Origin of the sequence: Zhongshania aliphaticivorans (assembly GCF_902705875.1) — a bacterium.
GTDB lineage: Bacteria > Pseudomonadota > Gammaproteobacteria > Pseudomonadales > Spongiibacteraceae > Spongiibacter > Spongiibacter aliphaticivorans_A.
Genome location: NZ_CACSIK010000002.1, coordinates 297,485 through 313,972, shown reverse-complemented (window position 1 = coordinate 313,972; position 16,488 = coordinate 297,485). Strand labels below are relative to the sequence as shown.

General features: G+C 44.6%; 12 protein-coding genes. 1 reads left to right on the top strand and 11 read right to left on the bottom strand.

Translation table 11 applies throughout. The annotated features are described in order from the left end of the window. Positions 1 to 74: 74 nt before the first annotated feature. From AELLOGFF_RS14910 to paaK, 11 genes are all read right to left on the bottom strand, one after another. Entirely contained in the window at positions 75 to 2,129 is a 2,055-nt protein-coding gene (locus AELLOGFF_RS14910; RefSeq protein ID WP_159269705.1) for a DUF1302 family protein, read from the bottom strand. Between the two features lie 55 nt (positions 2,130 to 2,184). Next, the gene (locus AELLOGFF_RS14905; protein WP_159269704.1) at positions 2,185 to 3,195 is read right to left on the bottom strand and encodes a WD40/YVTN/BNR-like repeat-containing protein; all 1,011 of its coding nucleotides are present in this window, start codon (positions 3,193 to 3,195) and stop codon (positions 2,185 to 2,187) included. A gap of 75 nt (positions 3,196 to 3,270) precedes the next feature. After that, entirely contained in the window at positions 3,271 to 4,662 is a 1,392-nt protein-coding gene (locus AELLOGFF_RS14900) for a DUF1329 domain-containing protein (RefSeq protein ID WP_159269702.1), read from the bottom strand. Between the two features lie 88 nt (positions 4,663 to 4,750). Beyond that, positions 4,751 to 7,201, bottom strand: a complete 2,451-nt coding sequence (locus AELLOGFF_RS14895; RefSeq protein ID WP_159269701.1) for an efflux RND transporter permease subunit — start codon at positions 7,199 to 7,201, stop codon at positions 4,751 to 4,753. Between the two features lie 219 nt (positions 7,202 to 7,420). Continuing rightward, entirely contained in the window at positions 7,421 to 8,449 is a 1,029-nt protein-coding gene (locus AELLOGFF_RS14890) for an MDR family NADP-dependent oxidoreductase (protein ID WP_159269700.1), read from the bottom strand. 311 nt (positions 8,450 to 8,760) lie between these two features. Next, complete coding sequence (locus AELLOGFF_RS14885; protein ID WP_159269699.1) at positions 8,761 to 9,786, bottom strand: helix-turn-helix domain-containing protein; 1,026 nt, start codon at positions 9,784 to 9,786, stop codon at positions 8,761 to 8,763. A 147-nt stretch (positions 9,787 to 9,933) separates the two neighbouring features. Continuing rightward, positions 9,934 to 10,404, bottom strand: coding sequence for a styrene-oxide isomerase StyC (gene styC, locus AELLOGFF_RS14880; protein WP_419183928.1), 471 nt, complete (start codon positions 10,402 to 10,404; stop codon positions 9,934 to 9,936). Positions 10,405 to 11,095: 691 nt separating this feature from the next. After that, positions 11,096 to 12,574, bottom strand: coding sequence for an aldehyde dehydrogenase family protein (locus AELLOGFF_RS14875; protein WP_159269697.1), 1,479 nt, complete (start codon positions 12,572 to 12,574; stop codon positions 11,096 to 11,098). A 129-nt stretch (positions 12,575 to 12,703) separates the two neighbouring features. Beyond that, positions 12,704 to 13,012, bottom strand: coding sequence for an EthD family reductase (locus tag AELLOGFF_RS14870; protein WP_159269696.1), 309 nt, complete (start codon positions 13,010 to 13,012; stop codon positions 12,704 to 12,706). A 25-nt stretch (positions 13,013 to 13,037) separates the two neighbouring features. Next, positions 13,038 to 14,210, bottom strand: coding sequence for an acetyl-CoA C-acyltransferase (locus AELLOGFF_RS14865; protein ID WP_159269695.1), 1,173 nt, complete (start codon positions 14,208 to 14,210; stop codon positions 13,038 to 13,040). A gap of 1 nt (position 14,211) precedes the next feature. Continuing rightward, on the bottom strand, positions 14,212 to 15,522 hold the full coding sequence (gene paaK / locus AELLOGFF_RS14860) for a phenylacetate--CoA ligase PaaK (protein ID WP_159269694.1): 1,311 nt from the start codon (positions 15,520 to 15,522) through the stop codon (positions 14,212 to 14,214). A gap of 299 nt (positions 15,523 to 15,821) precedes the next feature. On the opposite strand from paaK, the gene AELLOGFF_RS14855 reads away from it, so the two are divergent. Further along, entirely contained in the window at positions 15,822 to 16,418 is a 597-nt protein-coding gene (locus tag AELLOGFF_RS14855) for a DapH/DapD/GlmU-related protein (RefSeq protein ID WP_159269693.1), read from the top strand. The last annotated feature ends 70 nt before the right edge of the window (positions 16,419 to 16,488 follow it).

Genomic DNA, 16,488 nt, shown 5'->3' with positions numbered 1-16,488 from the left:
AAAAAGGCCGGCAATAAACTATTGCCGGCCAAATGGGGTAATAAATTCCCCCAGCAGTCCCTCCGGAAAACTACTTACAATTGGTATCCAATACGTATACCAACTTCTTGAATATGATCAAGAGAGCGAGTTAAGGTATCAGCTGAATCACCGCGAATATTAGACTTAAGGTAGTTATAAAATAGATCTACGCTAAGACCACTACCTGGATTCCATTTAATAAGCGGCTGAGCCAAAATGCCACCGCGGATATCGTATAGAAACGCCCATTCAGCAACAAATTTCTTATTCGGCCAGGGTTGGAAACCAGCGAACACAAGATAGTCAGCACCGGAAATACCATCTGAACGCTTATAATCTGTATTGCCTACGTTGCCACCGTAACCACTTAAGTGAAGACCAACTAAATCACTTTCACTGCGGTGCATGTATTGCGCAACAAGGTATGCAGATGGGAAGGTCTCGCTCCAGCGATGCCATTTTTCCGCAACAGCTGTAAAGATATACTCGTCGCTGGTTATACCGTCTCTAGCAAGACCAGGCGATGTATAAACCCGCTCTGGAGTGTATTGGACTTCAACATTAACGATAACCTGATTCCAAAACGAATCGATATCCTCAGTCTCATTTACATAGCTTCCACCAAGGCCAAACACTTGCTCGCGATAGTAATCGCGCTGAACATTCCCGCGAATACTGCCGCCGGCGCCAATAAAGAACGTGTTTAGAAGCGCTGCTGCTTCAGTCGCATTGGCCGCAGGTGAGGCAAATACATCACGAAGGCCTTCAAATTCAGCAATTGCCGTATTTAATGCGTCTAGCCCATCTAAACGAACGCCAGAGGCGGTAGAGAACCACTCTTTATCGCTATAAACACCGCCAGGTCCAACAGTAAAGGGCGAGTGAGATAATGCCTCGCCAACACTGTCATAACGTCTACAAAAATTATCGTACGGGTTTTGAGCCCCACTACACTTAGGTTTTGCAGAGTAAGCAGTTTCGACAATTGCTCCTACGGTTCCACCGAATGGCGTAAGACCCTTGTTGATACCACTTTCAGCCCATTTAAATACACCCAGCGAGTTGTACCTGCTAACCGCCATAGCTTGCCAACCGAAGTTACCGTAGTCAGCTTTAAATCGAATACCGAAGTCTAGTTTACTGTCGTAGTCACCACTATAATAATTATCGAGTGGACGATAAAACTGCGAAGGTATTACGTTGAACTGGCTATTTGGGTTAGGCAAAACATCAGGCTGAAACTTACCAACAAAGGCATCTGCGGTAATGTTAGACGTCGCCTGCATGGTTGCTCTAAACGCCAATTTTGGCGTACGCTCATCTTCGTACTCTTCAATGGCGCGATCTAAAATCAGATGACGACGCAAATCCAGACCATTTGCAACATCAAGTGTACGGAAAAATACAGCCTGCCCCCAGGCGATTTGTTGGTTACCAAATCTAAAGTCATACTTACCGGTTTTGTAATTTAAAATGAATGTCGGAAAATCCAACATATAATCGCGACCAGCAATTTCAAACGGATTAATATTCTTGCCGTTTCGGCCCTTGGCTTGATAGAAGTCTACACCACCAGTATCTGCATAGCGGTCGCCACCGCCACCAGCAATACCACCTTGGTCATTTTGCACTTCCATAGCATCGAAACCGGCATTAACCTCTGGATCAAACAACGCACGTACTTTGATGTTAAGACTAAGATTTCTAGTGAATTTTGTATTCATTTCACCGTTAAAACGCATTATAGCTTGAGTGAAATCATAATTATCTTCTGGAATTCGATCACTCCGGCGCACAGTGTCTTTTGTATCAAGTACAAATGGCAGCGCGGGAATAGGAATATCGCCCCATCGACCGCCACCAAGATCTGGTGGAATATATGCTTGACGCGACACTTCAACATCCTGAAACGGGACGTTACTCTGGTTGTATGGGTTTTCACTGCCAGACGTATTATATGCAGCATCTAGACGAACCTGACCAAAGAATGTTGTCTTATCAATCAGCTCTTCAACCAGACCACCGGCAAGAACGGATTGAGCCGTAACGCTCCCCGCCAAGTAAAGTACACAGGATGCAATTTTATTGCGGCTATTATATTTTTTCATTTTTTTCCCTCACTATAGATTCTTACAGCGATATAACCACGTAGAAACTTTGTTATTAAAAAGGTGAAAGAGACAAGATACGCGCGCTATGCCCCACAGCCACAATCCGGCCGTTGTTAGGTGCAGTTTGGCCTAAGCCCGAGTACCAATTGAGGCTAAGATCTAAAGGTTCAAATTGCTCCCAGCTCTCGCCGCCATTGATGCTTTTCATCGCCACCCGCTGGCCAACCACAAATACTTTGCTTGCTCCGGTATACGTAACTGCAAAGAAACTACCTTTAGTATTAGCTGCAACTGATGTCCATGTTTTGCCGGCATCATCGGTGCGAATAACCAAACCCGCTTGACCAACCGCATACCCAGTTTTTCCCGACAGTTTCAAATCAAAGAATGTGGCCGCTGTATCTCCATCTACTTCTGGATGTCGATACAAAATAGACCAAGTATCGCCACCATCTTCTGATACATTTAGTTGACCATATTCACCACCAACGATAATTCTGTTGTCTTCTAGAACTTTAACAACGTAATTGGTTGGTTCGTCTCGAATAACAGCCGTATCACCAGCACCTGAATCGTATAGTGCAGCCCAATCGGGAACTATTGTTTCCCAGCTATTACCGCCATCTTTTGAACGCAGAAGGGTACCAAAGGCACCTGCTGCTACAGCTAAACCGTGACTATTTATATCAACTTTTAATAAGCGCATATCTGAGCCGCTGTCAGATACTTTCCAAGCAGACGTGCCTTCTCGTACTAGCACGACACCCATTTGCCCGACAGCAATCTCTCTGCCGCCACTATGGGCGACACTAATTAAGCCGAGAGTTGTTGGTGACTTCTCTTTTTTCCAAGTTTGACCTGCATCGTCAGTTCGCATTATTAAGCCAGCTTCACCCACTGCGACGCCCGTGTCTTTATTGAAATCGACACTAAATAAGCGATCTGTCGGTGTTGCTTGGCTAACTACGGAATTGAGACTTTCATCTACATCCGCAGCCAGAACTGGCTTAATTAATACCAACATCAAAAGTGCCAAATACCAAATTGATAGCCGCGACTTCATTCCCAATCTCCATCCTTCATCAGGCAGTAAATACGCGATGCCAATACACCGCGTTTTACATAACAGCAGTGTTAGTTATGCACGACCAAGCGACTGCAATGCCTGCTGAGTACAATAGGTTTCAAACAACCAATCTTCATCAATCTGGAATAAAGATTCGGTGCCAACGCCTTTTTTGGCATGATGGGTACGCGACATACGCTTGTTCTGATGGTCGTAAATCATACAGTAAGTCCAAGACCATGCAGGTGTCTTACCATCCGCGCTCATGACTACTCGCTTGCCATCCTTACCACCACCAACAAATTGACCGAACGCCATTTCGAAGTTAGCCCATAGTTTTCCTTGACGGTCATATCTCACGCAACCACACGGCACGCTATTACGGGCATCAACATATACCAGCTTTTTACTCACTGGTGACCGAGGAAAGGCTACAGGCTCACATGAAGTTACGATAATATCCGGTGCCATTTCGTATTCCGACTCCCAAAATATAGGATTACCTTCCTGCTCTTTTGGCTGCCAGTTATCATCCGTTCCAGAGAAGTTACCGCTACAAGCGATAAGCATTGGTTTCCGCTCAACAATCTTATGATTACCCCATGTCAAGAACGGATCGCCGGCTGCCCATGGATCGGTAAGGAACCAAGTCGCGCCAGGGATAAGCGGCTCGAAGCGCTGGTTGGCCGGGAACTGTCTAACGCGGCGAAACTCCGGCAAGTAACCATACAGATCAGGAATCTGACGCTGATCTACAGACCAGTTACTTAGAAATGACGTACCGCGAACATCTGCGGAGTTAGTAAAATAAACAGTTTGTCTTCTAAGCTCCTTATCATATCCACGGAACACTTTTCTATCTGTCCGCGCTTGCATTTGAAGCTCCACCCATTGAAAGTCGTACTGATACTCTAGCTTTCCATCAGCACCAAAGTCCCACTGCTTAATTGCGTAAGTGTTGGCATCTGCACGGCCCCAGCTCATCGCCATGTTTGCCCAGACTTCAACACCGGTTTTTGGACTAATAAATGGAACACCACCACCCCAAGGATTTCCCTGTGAGTCCACCACATTTCCATCTGCATTAAACTTACCTGTTCGACCCTCAGCTATGTTGCGCTGCATTGCCTCGTAATAAGCATGGTTAAAGAGTTGGCGTAAATCAGTAGTTGGAGCTTTTATCTTAATTCGACGCCCAGCATTTTTTATCTGGTCATACATTGAAGGATCAAGAATGTGTTTAGCATGCTCTACATTTGCCTTAGTTATGTAATCTCCTACGCTAATTTTCCCCTTTGTTTGTGCTTCAATGCTATATAGCTCATCGGGATATGCGTTTGTAAGAGGCATGTCCTTAGCCATAACTTTTTCTATTGGCATCAGAATACCGGTACCGGCACCGCACGCTATACCTTTAAGCAGCTCACGCCGGCCAAAATTTAAATCGTATTTACGAATATGCATAACACCCTCCGGTGAATTATTATTTACGTGTCGCAATATCTAACCGCTTGCGACTTTACGGTTTTTTTGCTCGATCAACTAATAGTACTTATGCGCTAACGCCCTGCTCTTTTTCTCGTGTTTTTTCTTCACTAAACCAAGAGAGGTCAATACCTTCACCAACCATCAAGTCCGTTCTCGTTACAAACTTAGGTTTTAGCACCGATACGATCAACGGCAACACAAGCAAAGCAAGCACCATATTGATCAACATAATTGCTGAAAGTAACAGACCCATATCAGCCATAAACTTTAGATCTGACAGGAAATACCAAGGCATAATCCCGATCAGCATAATAGAAGCGGTAAACATTATTGCTTTACCGGTAGTTGTAAGTGCTTCTGTTATGGCTCGATCCCAGTCTTCACCTTGTGCGTGATATTCCTCGCAAATTCGTGACAACAAGTAGATGCCATAATCGATACCTACACCAACACCGAGAACAGCCACCATCACGGAATTAATATCTAGACCAATACCCAAGACTGACATCGTCGCCGTGAGGTAGAAGTTTGCTAAAACTACCGGCACAAGTAACACAAGCGAGGCAACGAATGATTTGTACATATAGCTTGCGATAAAGAATATCGCGAGACATGCAAGCCCCAGCAAAATCCATTCATAACGTTTAACTACAGAATTCATCGCGTGCTGCAAGGCAATAGTCCCAGATGCCATTCGGACAGTAATTCCCTTATGATCTGTACCCACAGCATCAACTGCAGCGTGCGCGGCAACTAGTGCTCTTTCGATGGTTTCTTGCTTGTTGTCTCTGTAAAACAGAGATATAGCACTGTGTTGGAATTGGAAATCAGCGACGTCAGCAAAGTTCAGTGGATTTTGACCAAACGCTACAGCTACACCCGCAGCGTTTACTGATCTATCAGTGGGGTCTAATGAAAGCCACGCTGGATGGCCTCCAGAGTAAAGACGTGACCCCTCCTCCATAAAGTCCGAGAATGAGCGCGCGGCCTTTGCTGGATGCTCCTGACTTAAAGCAACACGTAATATTTCTTTGGTTAAGGCATATGCCTCTTCCGTGCGGGCAGCACGCTGCTGGACATTATCTGGATCCTTGGCTTCAAGAATAATTTCCAGGGAGTTAACTCCCGGAAAGTGATCATTAACATCTCTTACACCAACATTGAATTCAGAATCGTCCCACAGGAGATTACTACCCTCTGTGGGGTTCCCAATTTCAACCTGCCGCGAAAGAATAATAACCACTATTGATACAATACATACGATAGTTGCAGTTATCTTAGGAATGCGCTTTCCAGTAATCAAAGAAGCGACACCCTCAAGAACGCGCTTCTGAAAACCATGAATGCCTTTTTCGCGATCGTCACCAATAATGTCATCGATGTTTTTTGGAGTAGGTAGGTATGAGAGCATGACGGCAATTAGCATGACGCCCGTCGGGATTAAGAAAAATGCCCAGAAACCACAGAACAAAGCAAATCTCTGCATCGCTGGGATCGGCGCTACACCGATACACATTATCGCGACCATGTCGGTAATGATGCCAAATACACTAGGCGCCATCATCACTGCTAGCGTCGCTTCAGATGCTAATTTACGATCTTTAAGCTCACTAAATACCTCGTAATAACGTTCTGTATACTGAACACAGTGAGAGAAAGACCGCGCCACTAAAAGCAAAGGTACAACCATAAGTAATGGTTCAATTGGCGACTTCAACCAACCAACCAAACCGAAGCCCCATATTGCGGCGACAAAACTACATACAACCGGGGTGACGACGCCAGCGAAATTCCGCATATAGAAGGCAAGAGCGATGATAAGCAAGCCAACAGTTACCGCGAAAATTGTGTAGGTTTGCTCCTGAAGAAGATATACCCACCCCGTCAGGATCGGCTGCCCAACGACACGGATGGTATGGCTACCATCTTCAGCATCCTTTGCAAGCTTCTGAATTTCATCAAATACATGACCATAATCTAACAAATGCTCGTGGAAGCCTGCGCGAATAAGTGTTGAAGTTTCGTCGGATGAGACAAGGTAGGTTCGCGCCATTGGCGAGCGCTCTACATTCCGCTGAAGGGCATCAAGCTCCTGCTTTCCTTTGGGAATTCGATCCCCCATTAAAGGTTGCATCTCGACTCCCATAGGAGTCGCCTCAGCATAATTCGCCTTCTCAGTTGTTATCGAAACAATCCTATCGTGATCAACACCCTCTATAAGATCTATATTTCTAGTAAGATCCCACACCTTCTTCAAGGTATCTTCGTTATAGATATTCCCACCATCCGAACGCTTTACCATTACGGTAATTGTTAACGGATTACCGAAATTAGGGTGATCTTTAAAAGTCTGAACAAATGGATCGTCAGAAGGGAGTAAATCTGCAAATATGGTTCTTATGTCTACCCGTGGCACACCAATGGCAAATCCAATAGTAATAATAAGAAATACGCAGGCAACCTGAGCGCGATGTGACACGATCCAGCGAGCTATTTTAAATCTTAAATTTTCCATATCTTTATATTCTTTTAACTGGCTTAAATGAAAAGCGAACCGCATCCGCCCGCTAGGCAACTCCATAACTTTTTAAAGTTATAGCCCCACTTCTGTCATCACTAGATCTTTATTCTCTCAGTTTGAAATTACGATGCTTGTTGCAAAGTGCAATTTGAGTGACACTATGTGCAGCACGTATCAAATAGCTCAAATTCTAATGATTGAATGACCCCATTATTAATCGGAAATATGAACTACAGATTTCCCTAAATTCTCACCGTCAAAAATACCTCTCAGCGCATTTGGCGCGTTCTCCAAACCCTCTATAACGTGCTCAACCGGTTTAATCTTTCCACTAATTATCCAAGACGTCATTTCAGTCATGAACCTGGCATGCACTTCGGTATTTAGTTTATCCAGCACCATAGAACCCCTGACACTTAATCGCTTTAATAAAATCTCATTCAAAATCATAAATGATCGGTCTGGCGTCACCGGTAATTGCGACATAGAGTAAAGGGCCATCAAACCACAAACAGCGATGCGACCGCCGACATTCATCATTGGAAAGGTAGCATCGAATGTTTTACCGCCAGCAGACACAACCATCGCATCTATACCGGATTCAATTCGATCGCTTACGGTTCGCTCAAAGTCAGGCGCTTTATAATTAAAACAATCCTTATAACCTAGCTCGGAGACAGCCAAACCACATTTTTCATCTGAACTTGCAGCGCCATAAACCATGGCGCCCTTCAGTTTACTTAGCTGACCCACTATTTGGCCCAAAGCACCTGTGGCCGCACTACAAAAAACGACATCACCTTGATTAACTTTTAGAACTTCATTAACCGCTAGATATGCACCAAAACCTGCCGCACCAAGCGCGCCAAGATAATAAGAAGGCCGCAAACCGTCATCACTGATTTTAGTAATTCCGGAACCATCACAGACGTGATAATCCTGCCACCCCCACAAACCGTGAACAACATCACCTTCTTTAAAATCTGGATGATTTGAAATATCAACCCGACCGACCGTAGCGCCGTACATTACCGATCCGATTGCGATCGGTTTTGACTGATCTGATACCTTTTTAACTTTAGAAAAAAGATTTGGATCTATGCCTAACCAAGTAGTACGAATGCGAATTTGACCCTGACCTGGATTAGGAATAACGACTTCTTCAAGCCGAAAACATTTTGCGGTTGGTATCTGAAATCTTGGGCGCTCTTTTAGAACTAAACGACGACTAATGGCTGACATTAACTCTCTCCTCGCTAAATATTTCCTGCAGCACTAGAATCTATTTAATTAATGAGTCAAGCATCCCTATGCGTGCAAACTTAATGATCTAGCGTGCTCATTATTCATTTTCTGCCACAACAAAATATCAATAATTCCACAGGTAGAGGTCTAGCCAAACGTTAGCTTTAAGGGTTTGAGGGCTTGAGAGCTTGAGGGTTTGAGGGTTTGAGGGTTTGAGGGTTTGAGGGTTTGAGGGTTTATAGAGAAAGTATTAACGCCCCGAGATACACCACTCAGGGCACCAATATTGGCTTCGTTAAAATTATTACCTAATGAACACCACCTCTTGACAATGCCAATGTTGCCGACCGAAATTCGCTTGGCGTCTTACCATATTGCACTTTAAATATACGACTAAAAGTTGCATAGTCGTTAAACCCAATATCAAACACAATATCTGTAATCTTCCTATGAGCCTGCCCGTTATCAGCCAACATATGCATTGCTAGCTCTAAACGAGTATCTCGAATTAATCTGGCCGGCGTGGTGTCACTACCATCAAAAAGCATATACAAAGATCGACGAGACATACACATTGCTGAAGCTAGATCGTCTGTACCAAAGTTTGGGTTTGAAATATTTTCAAGGATGTAGCGCTGAACCTTATAGAGCCTCGGATTATCAAATTTCGACACGCCTTGAGTCGCCGCCGAGCGATGAAGAGCTTTGGTAGTCATTAACTGAATAGCTTGAATAACAGTTAAAACATCTTCACTCGTTACGGAATCTTGGTCTGCAGCGGCAAGCGCCATCAACGAACCTAAGGCAGCATTAATTGAAGCTCCGTTCTGCAACCTAGTACCGCATATAAATTCACTAATATAATCCCAGCCGACACACGCTTGATGCGGCAGAGTCAGCACTGCGAATCGCGAGCTGTCGGTCATTCCGATTTTATAAGGGCGCGCTGTATCGCACACAGCAGCCTGCCCAGGAAGTATCAAACAACTTTTGTTATTTTGCTCTAAATGAATTTTTCCATTTAACTGCCAAATAATTTTTATAAATCCTGCATCTGCGACCTCTGCTAAATGCCGAGTTCTAATAACCTCGCCGTCAGATGCGCTAATCGTACTAAGATCTATTGCATTGACTTCATCATTACCAAAATGATGCGTACTTACTTNTGCCTCAAATTGCCCGCTAGTATTATTTCTGTGCTCTAGCCACGGAAAATTGTCGTGAACAAAATCCTGCCACTCACGAAAGTTACCAAGCTGCTTCGTATTGGAGGTACACCAACCTAACCGAGAAAACACAGCTTGATGACTACTTGTATCGAATACTTCATTCATTATTAGCTACTCTTTTATATAATTATTTAGCGTAAGCTGATACCGAATATTTCAAACCGCTCAACAGACTAAGACGTGCGGCAAAATTTCTAGTCCTTAAGCCTAAAACTGCCGCACCCCTTGGACGCCTAATCAGCTATTAATTTTCTACATTCTGCTTCTATTGATCTTCGCGACTTGAAGGGCTCTCACACCAATAATAAACAATGCACCAAGCGCCAAAACACCGAATAAATATGCGGGCCCAAGTGCCAATGCACTGAAAATATCGCCACTACCGAATTTATTGTCACCGAAGCTTAAACCACGGTTAGGCGTAAAGTTACCAAAGAAGTAAAAACCAACATTCCCCCAGCCATCAAGAATAATGATGTAACCAAGTATCTTCGCCATTTTCTCGGAAAAATTCAGCGTAGGAAGAACAAATGCCACAGCAATGACCATCATTCCATTCATCGCCGGCCCAGTATGCGCTCGCTTCCATCCCTCAGGAGTCCCCGGAATATCAAAATGCACCATATATCCAGGTACAATTTCGAAGCCACCCACTAGATTCATCCAATAAAGCACACCAAATAATAACGTACAAAATATCATTAGGACGCCATGACCTGACATTTTATATTGCAAGCTAGAAAGCATATTACCAACCTCATGAAATAATTAGCTTTTGATAGAAACCTTGATTCTTAACAAAAGCCGTATTTTATTAGTATTTACCCTCGTAGAGCGTGAAGGCATTCATTCTTTGAGCCAGTGCTGATAAGTGATATTACCGCTTATCAGCACTATTTTCTGGAGTTAGCGCACACTTCACATCATATGCGACACTTATATCAGCCAAAAGCGACAAGCGACAAGTATCTGCTAACTTAAACGCTACTTTACATGTCATTTTTAAAACTTGCCACTTATTTTTGTATCAAATCAATATAGCTACTTCGTATTTTTTCAAAATTACGGTAACTAATTGATTAAAAAGATTAAAATGTATCATGCGCTACGCATAGCCCTCTTACTCAACACAAGCTAAGTTACGGAAAGCACGGCGGAAGCTAGCTAAACAGCAATATATTTTATCGCTTCCACTGAAGCCGATTACTTAAGCAAACCGAGGTATTTTTTAGCCGGCCTAGAAATTAATACGTTTTACAGATAGGAAGAATTGCACACAAGGTGAGGGGCAAGATTGCCTTACTCTACGCCCAGACCACTAGGGGTGATGATCATAAAACTAGGCAATGCGAAGTATAGAGCCCCGCCTCAAATAGCAAGCGACGCTCTACATAGATCGTTATAGGAATAAATGCTAATCAGTCAAAATGGTTATGACTTTTTCTTCAGTGTATGCCAAAACACCTGACAAACCACATTCCCGGCCGATACCGCTTGATTTTGTGCCACCCCAGGGTAGCCGAGCGTCAATCGGAGCCCAGCAATTCACTCCAACCGCACCCACCTTCAAGCCTCGAGCTAAGCGGTGAGCACGCATCACATCTTTAGTCCAAATAGTTGCCGCAAGCCCATACTGGGAGTCGTTAGCTATCTGCAACGCTTCTGCCTCGTCGGAGAAAGGAATCACTGTCGCTACTGGCCCGAAAATTTCCTCTCGGGCAATCGTCATTTGGTTTGTCGCCCGGGAAAATACTGTCGGCTTCACAAACCAACCTTTCTTATATTCGCTCTCGCCTCCAGCTAGTAATTTTGCGCCTTCGTCTACACCGGTGCGAATATAATTATTAACTCGATCAAACTGCCCTTTTTTAGCGACGGGCCCCATCTGTATACCGTCAGACCGTGGATCACCAACCGCTATCCCATTTGCTACCGCAGCCAATTTTTCGGCAAACTCATCTGCGATATCGTTGTGAACCAAAATACGAGAACCCGCGGCGCAAATTTGCCCCTGATTAAAGAAAACACCCATTGCGCACCCGCCAATGGCCGCGTCAATGTCTGCATCATTAAAAACAATCTGTGGACTCTTACCACCAAGCTCAAGCGATACTCGCTTAAACTGCTTACCTGCTACGCGCTGAATGTCTTGCCCAACAGCAGGACTACCGGTGAATGTAATCTTATCAACACCAGGATGCTCTGCGAGCCCCCGTCCAATTACAATTCCCGAGCCAGTAACAACATTTACCACACCATCAGGAAAACCTGCTTCTTTACACAGTTTCGCTAAATGCAGAGCAGAAAGCGGGGTTTCTTCTGAAGGCTTAACAACTACTGTGCAACCAGCAGCGAGTAGAGGACCAAGCTTCCAGCAGGTAATCATGAACGGGGTGTTCCACGGCACAATTGCACCTACCACACCGACTGGTTGCTGCAGCGTATAAGAAAGCGTCGATCGCCCCATATACCCCGGAGTTGGAATAGTTCGCCCTTCAATTTTGTCTGCCCAACCAGCAGAGGTTCGCAATGTCTGCACTGAGTTCGGCAGATCTAATAACGTCGGCTCGATCCCGACACGGCCTATACAACGTGCGTCCATATCAGCAATCAGAGCTGAATCGCGCTCAACCAAGTCAGCAAGCTTATTTAGCAGAACACCTCGATCTGAACCGCTAAGCTTACTCCATTCACCGCCATCAAACTGACCTCGCGCAGCACTGACTGCGACATCCAAATCTTCTTTTGTGCCACGCGCGCATGTCGCAAACTCCGACTCGTCAACGGGGCTAATAAGTGACAGCCTTCCACCATCAGAGGCAGCCATATCCATTCCACTCACAAAGTGGTTAAGAGCAAGCGGCTCAAAACTGTTCGAATTATGCGTGCTCATATGTAATTCTCCTTTATAATTTTTTACGAGGTCAAGCTATCTAAATATCGCTGCAATAAGCCGCATAGCGCAAAACCAATCGTGCACAACGCATCGGTGGGTGTGCATATTTTGCACTCAGAAAGGAGTTCACCCCTCTTCGCTAATCTGCATCTCAGGAGTTAGATCGGTATAATTTATAACATCCGCAAGAATTTCCTTCCGGCTCGGGCCAAAACCGGCATAAAAACTCTCGACACTTTCACAATAAATATGGCAACTAGCTATATACACTGGCGGGCTACCCGGCACCGCTCCGCTCAGTCCTCGATCTACCGAATATCTAACACAATAATCACCCATTTTTTCCTTCAATAATGGGAGATGTTTGTTTTTATAATACTCGTGGTCGAATATCGCGCCGTCTTTATACGGGTACATCACACTGACCTTAATCATATTTCCTCCGAAATCTGCTTTGTATTTATTTTATTTTCTCGATTATTATTGCCACAGCGTTTTCAGCACCATCGCACACTGCGCAAAGAGCATACCGACCACCATTTCGCTCTAGCTGATTAATTGCAGTTATAACTAAACGTGCGCCGGTTGCACCTAAGGGATGCCCAACTGCGATTGATCCACCATTTGAATTAATGCGCTCGGAGTCGACCGGAAGGTCTAGCTCCTGAATAATCGCCAAAACCTGAACGGCAGAGTCCTCACTTAGCTCTATACAATCCATTTGCCATAGCGACAAACCAGTAACACCGAGCACTTTGTTGATAGCGACAGCGGATCCAACACCTATTTTTTCCGCCGGAACACACACCATCGCGTGCGCCAATATTTTTACCCGAGGAATTAAACCGTATCGATTTGCGGCAGCCTCCGACGAAAGCAATAGCGCGCAAGCACCTACCCTGCCAGCCGAGATATTGCCAGCTGTCACTGTGCCACCGTTGCCAGCGAGTGGATTCAATTTAGATAAATCTACAAGTGAGGTAGCCGATGCCGCCATGTAATCCGCGCGAACAACGAAACCATTACTATCCTCAGGCTGCCTAACGGCCATAGTTTCTCGCTCAAAGAAACCTGTACCCGCGGCGCGGCGCCACCGCAAGCGGCTCTGCAACGCAAACTCATCTTGCATTTCACGCGATATTGCAAAGCTGTTAGCCAAACTCTCCATAGCTTCTACATCTAAGCTAAGACCATTGCGCGAAGCAGCTGATCTCACTTCAAGCAAACAGCCATCTTCATTATTATTTGCGCTTAACAGAAAATTGGCGTCTTTATGAATTTTATCTACGCCACCTGCAACAACTAAATCCCACTTTCCTGATAAGATTGCATCTGCCGATAAACTAACAGCATGCAAGCCAGAATTTACTGATCGACTGACTATCTCGCCAATCACATCCGACGAAAACCCAGCTCGAACTGCGGCACGGTAAGCCGTATTGCCCCCGTCTTCATCGGCTTCATCGGCACAACCTAAGATTACGGCCTCCACTGCGGACCAATCTACACGTTTATTTCTGCTAATTAAGTTAGACATCGGCAGCGCGGCAAGAGCATCAACGTTAAATGAAGAAAGCAGGCCTTTGCCACTGCAGAATGGTGTTCTCACTGCACCACAAATGTAGGCACTCATATCATCGACGATCTATAACACGCTTAGCTTTACCTACCGATCGCTCCATCTCACCTGGAGCTTGCAAATTAATCTTAATAGTTATTCCAACGTAGGTTTTTACCAGATGCTGAAGCTGTTTAACGACCTCTTCTCTGCGGTCAATCGAAACGCCTGCCGCGCTTTGATCTAGCTCTACGGACACGGACACAGAATCTAAATTTCCATCTTTTGAAACTTCAATTAGATAAATCGGCGCAAGCTCTGGGATTTTAAGTAAGAGCTCTTCAATTTGCGTAGGGAAGACATTCACGCCTCGGATAATAAGCATGTCATCCGACCTGCCTGTAATTTTCCCTATTCTTCTCATCCCACGAGATGTTGGTGGCAGCAGCTTAGTTAAATCACGGGTTCGGTAACGAATAACGGGCAGCGCTTCCTTAGTAAGTGAAGTGAATACCAGTTCACCTTCCTCTCCGTCTGGCAGGACTTCTCCGGTAACAGGATCTATGATTTCCGGATAAAAATGATCCTCCCAAATTACCGGCCCATCTTTCGATTCAACACACTCGCTTGCAACACCAGGCCCCATTACCTCGGATAAACCGTAAATATCCACAGCATCTATGCCTGTACGCTCCTCGATCTCCTTACGCATCGCATTTGTCCACGGCTCCGCACCAAAGATGCCGATTTTTAAACTAGTTTCTCGTGGATCTATCCCCTGACGCTCAAACTCCTCGATCAAATTAAGCATGTATGATGGTGTAACCATGATTATTTTGGGTTTGAAGTCTTGAATTAACTGGACTTGCTTTTCTGTCTGACCACCGGACATTGGTATTACCGTACAACCTAGCCTCTCAGCACCGTAATGCGCACCAAGACCACCAGTAAATAAACCGTACCCATATGCAATGTGGATAATATCTCCCGCACGCCCACCTGCGGCGTAAATACTCCTAGCAACCAGATCAGCCCATGTATCGATATCATTATTGGTATACCCAACAACCGTAGGCTTACCCGTCGTCCCGCTCGAGGCGTGAATTCGCACGACCTCTTCCCTCGGAACGGCAAAAAGACCAAATGGATAATTGTCTCGAAGATCTTGCTTCACCAAGAACGGAAACTTAGACAAGTCGGACAGCGAACTTATATCGCTAGGGTGAACACCTGCTTTATCAAAGCTGTCTTTATAGAAGGGTACATTCTTATACGCATGCTCGAGCGTTTTTTTGAGTCGTGAAAGCTGCAGCGATTGAATCTCTTCTCTACTAGCTACCTCTATTGGATCTAGCTCAGATTTAATGCGTGATTTTAAGTTGGGCATATTCTTACTCCTCCTGATATGGAGCAATATGCATTAAAAGGTTAAATCAAACATCGCAGCTGGTGCAGAGGGCCTGCTTAAGCGTGCAAACCGACTCGAAAGCAAATCTCACTTGAATTCATTACCTTACAACTGTCACCACTGAATATTCGCTCCGCACATAGAAAACCACTGCATTAATCATACTTTTACCAATTTAACTAACAACTCCCCAGGCAATAAACCAAACACAAATATATACATAAAAATATTATTATGTATCATGTTATGCAAACCACACCAATGCGGATCACTGCCCTATGACCTTTTATGCTATAGATGGCGTCACCCCATACCTTGACCTAGAATCTTATGTGCATCCCACAGCCGTAATAATCGGTGACGTCATTATTTCAAAGAAATGCTACATCGGACCTAACGCCGTATTACGCGGAGACTTTGGGCAAATATATGTTGACGAAGGGTCAAATATCCAAGATTGCTGTGTTATCCATAGCTTTCCCGGAAAACAAACCCTGCTCGGACGAAACAGCCACATCGGACACAGCAGTATAATCCATGGATGCACACTAGAAGAAAATTGCTTGGTAGGAATAAACTGCACTGTTTTAGACAACGCACACATTGGTGCAAACTGCATTATAGGCGCCAATAGCCTAGTACCTGACTCTTTTGAATCACCATCAAATAAACTTATTTTTGGTTCGCCAGCGAAGATCAAGCGAGACTTGAAACCAGAAGAATTGAAATGGAAGGAAAACGGAACACTTGAGTATCAAAATCTTGCAATACGCAGTCATGATACGTTAATAGAATGCAGACCAGAGAGGATCAGCAAGCCAGACGGTGTTAGACTAACCAACGTATCGCACAAGACGAAGAAGGAGTTTATTTGAGATGACAACCCCTTTTAAATTTTAAGGCTGACTGAATATATACAACCTCCAACACTCTAATAAATAGAAT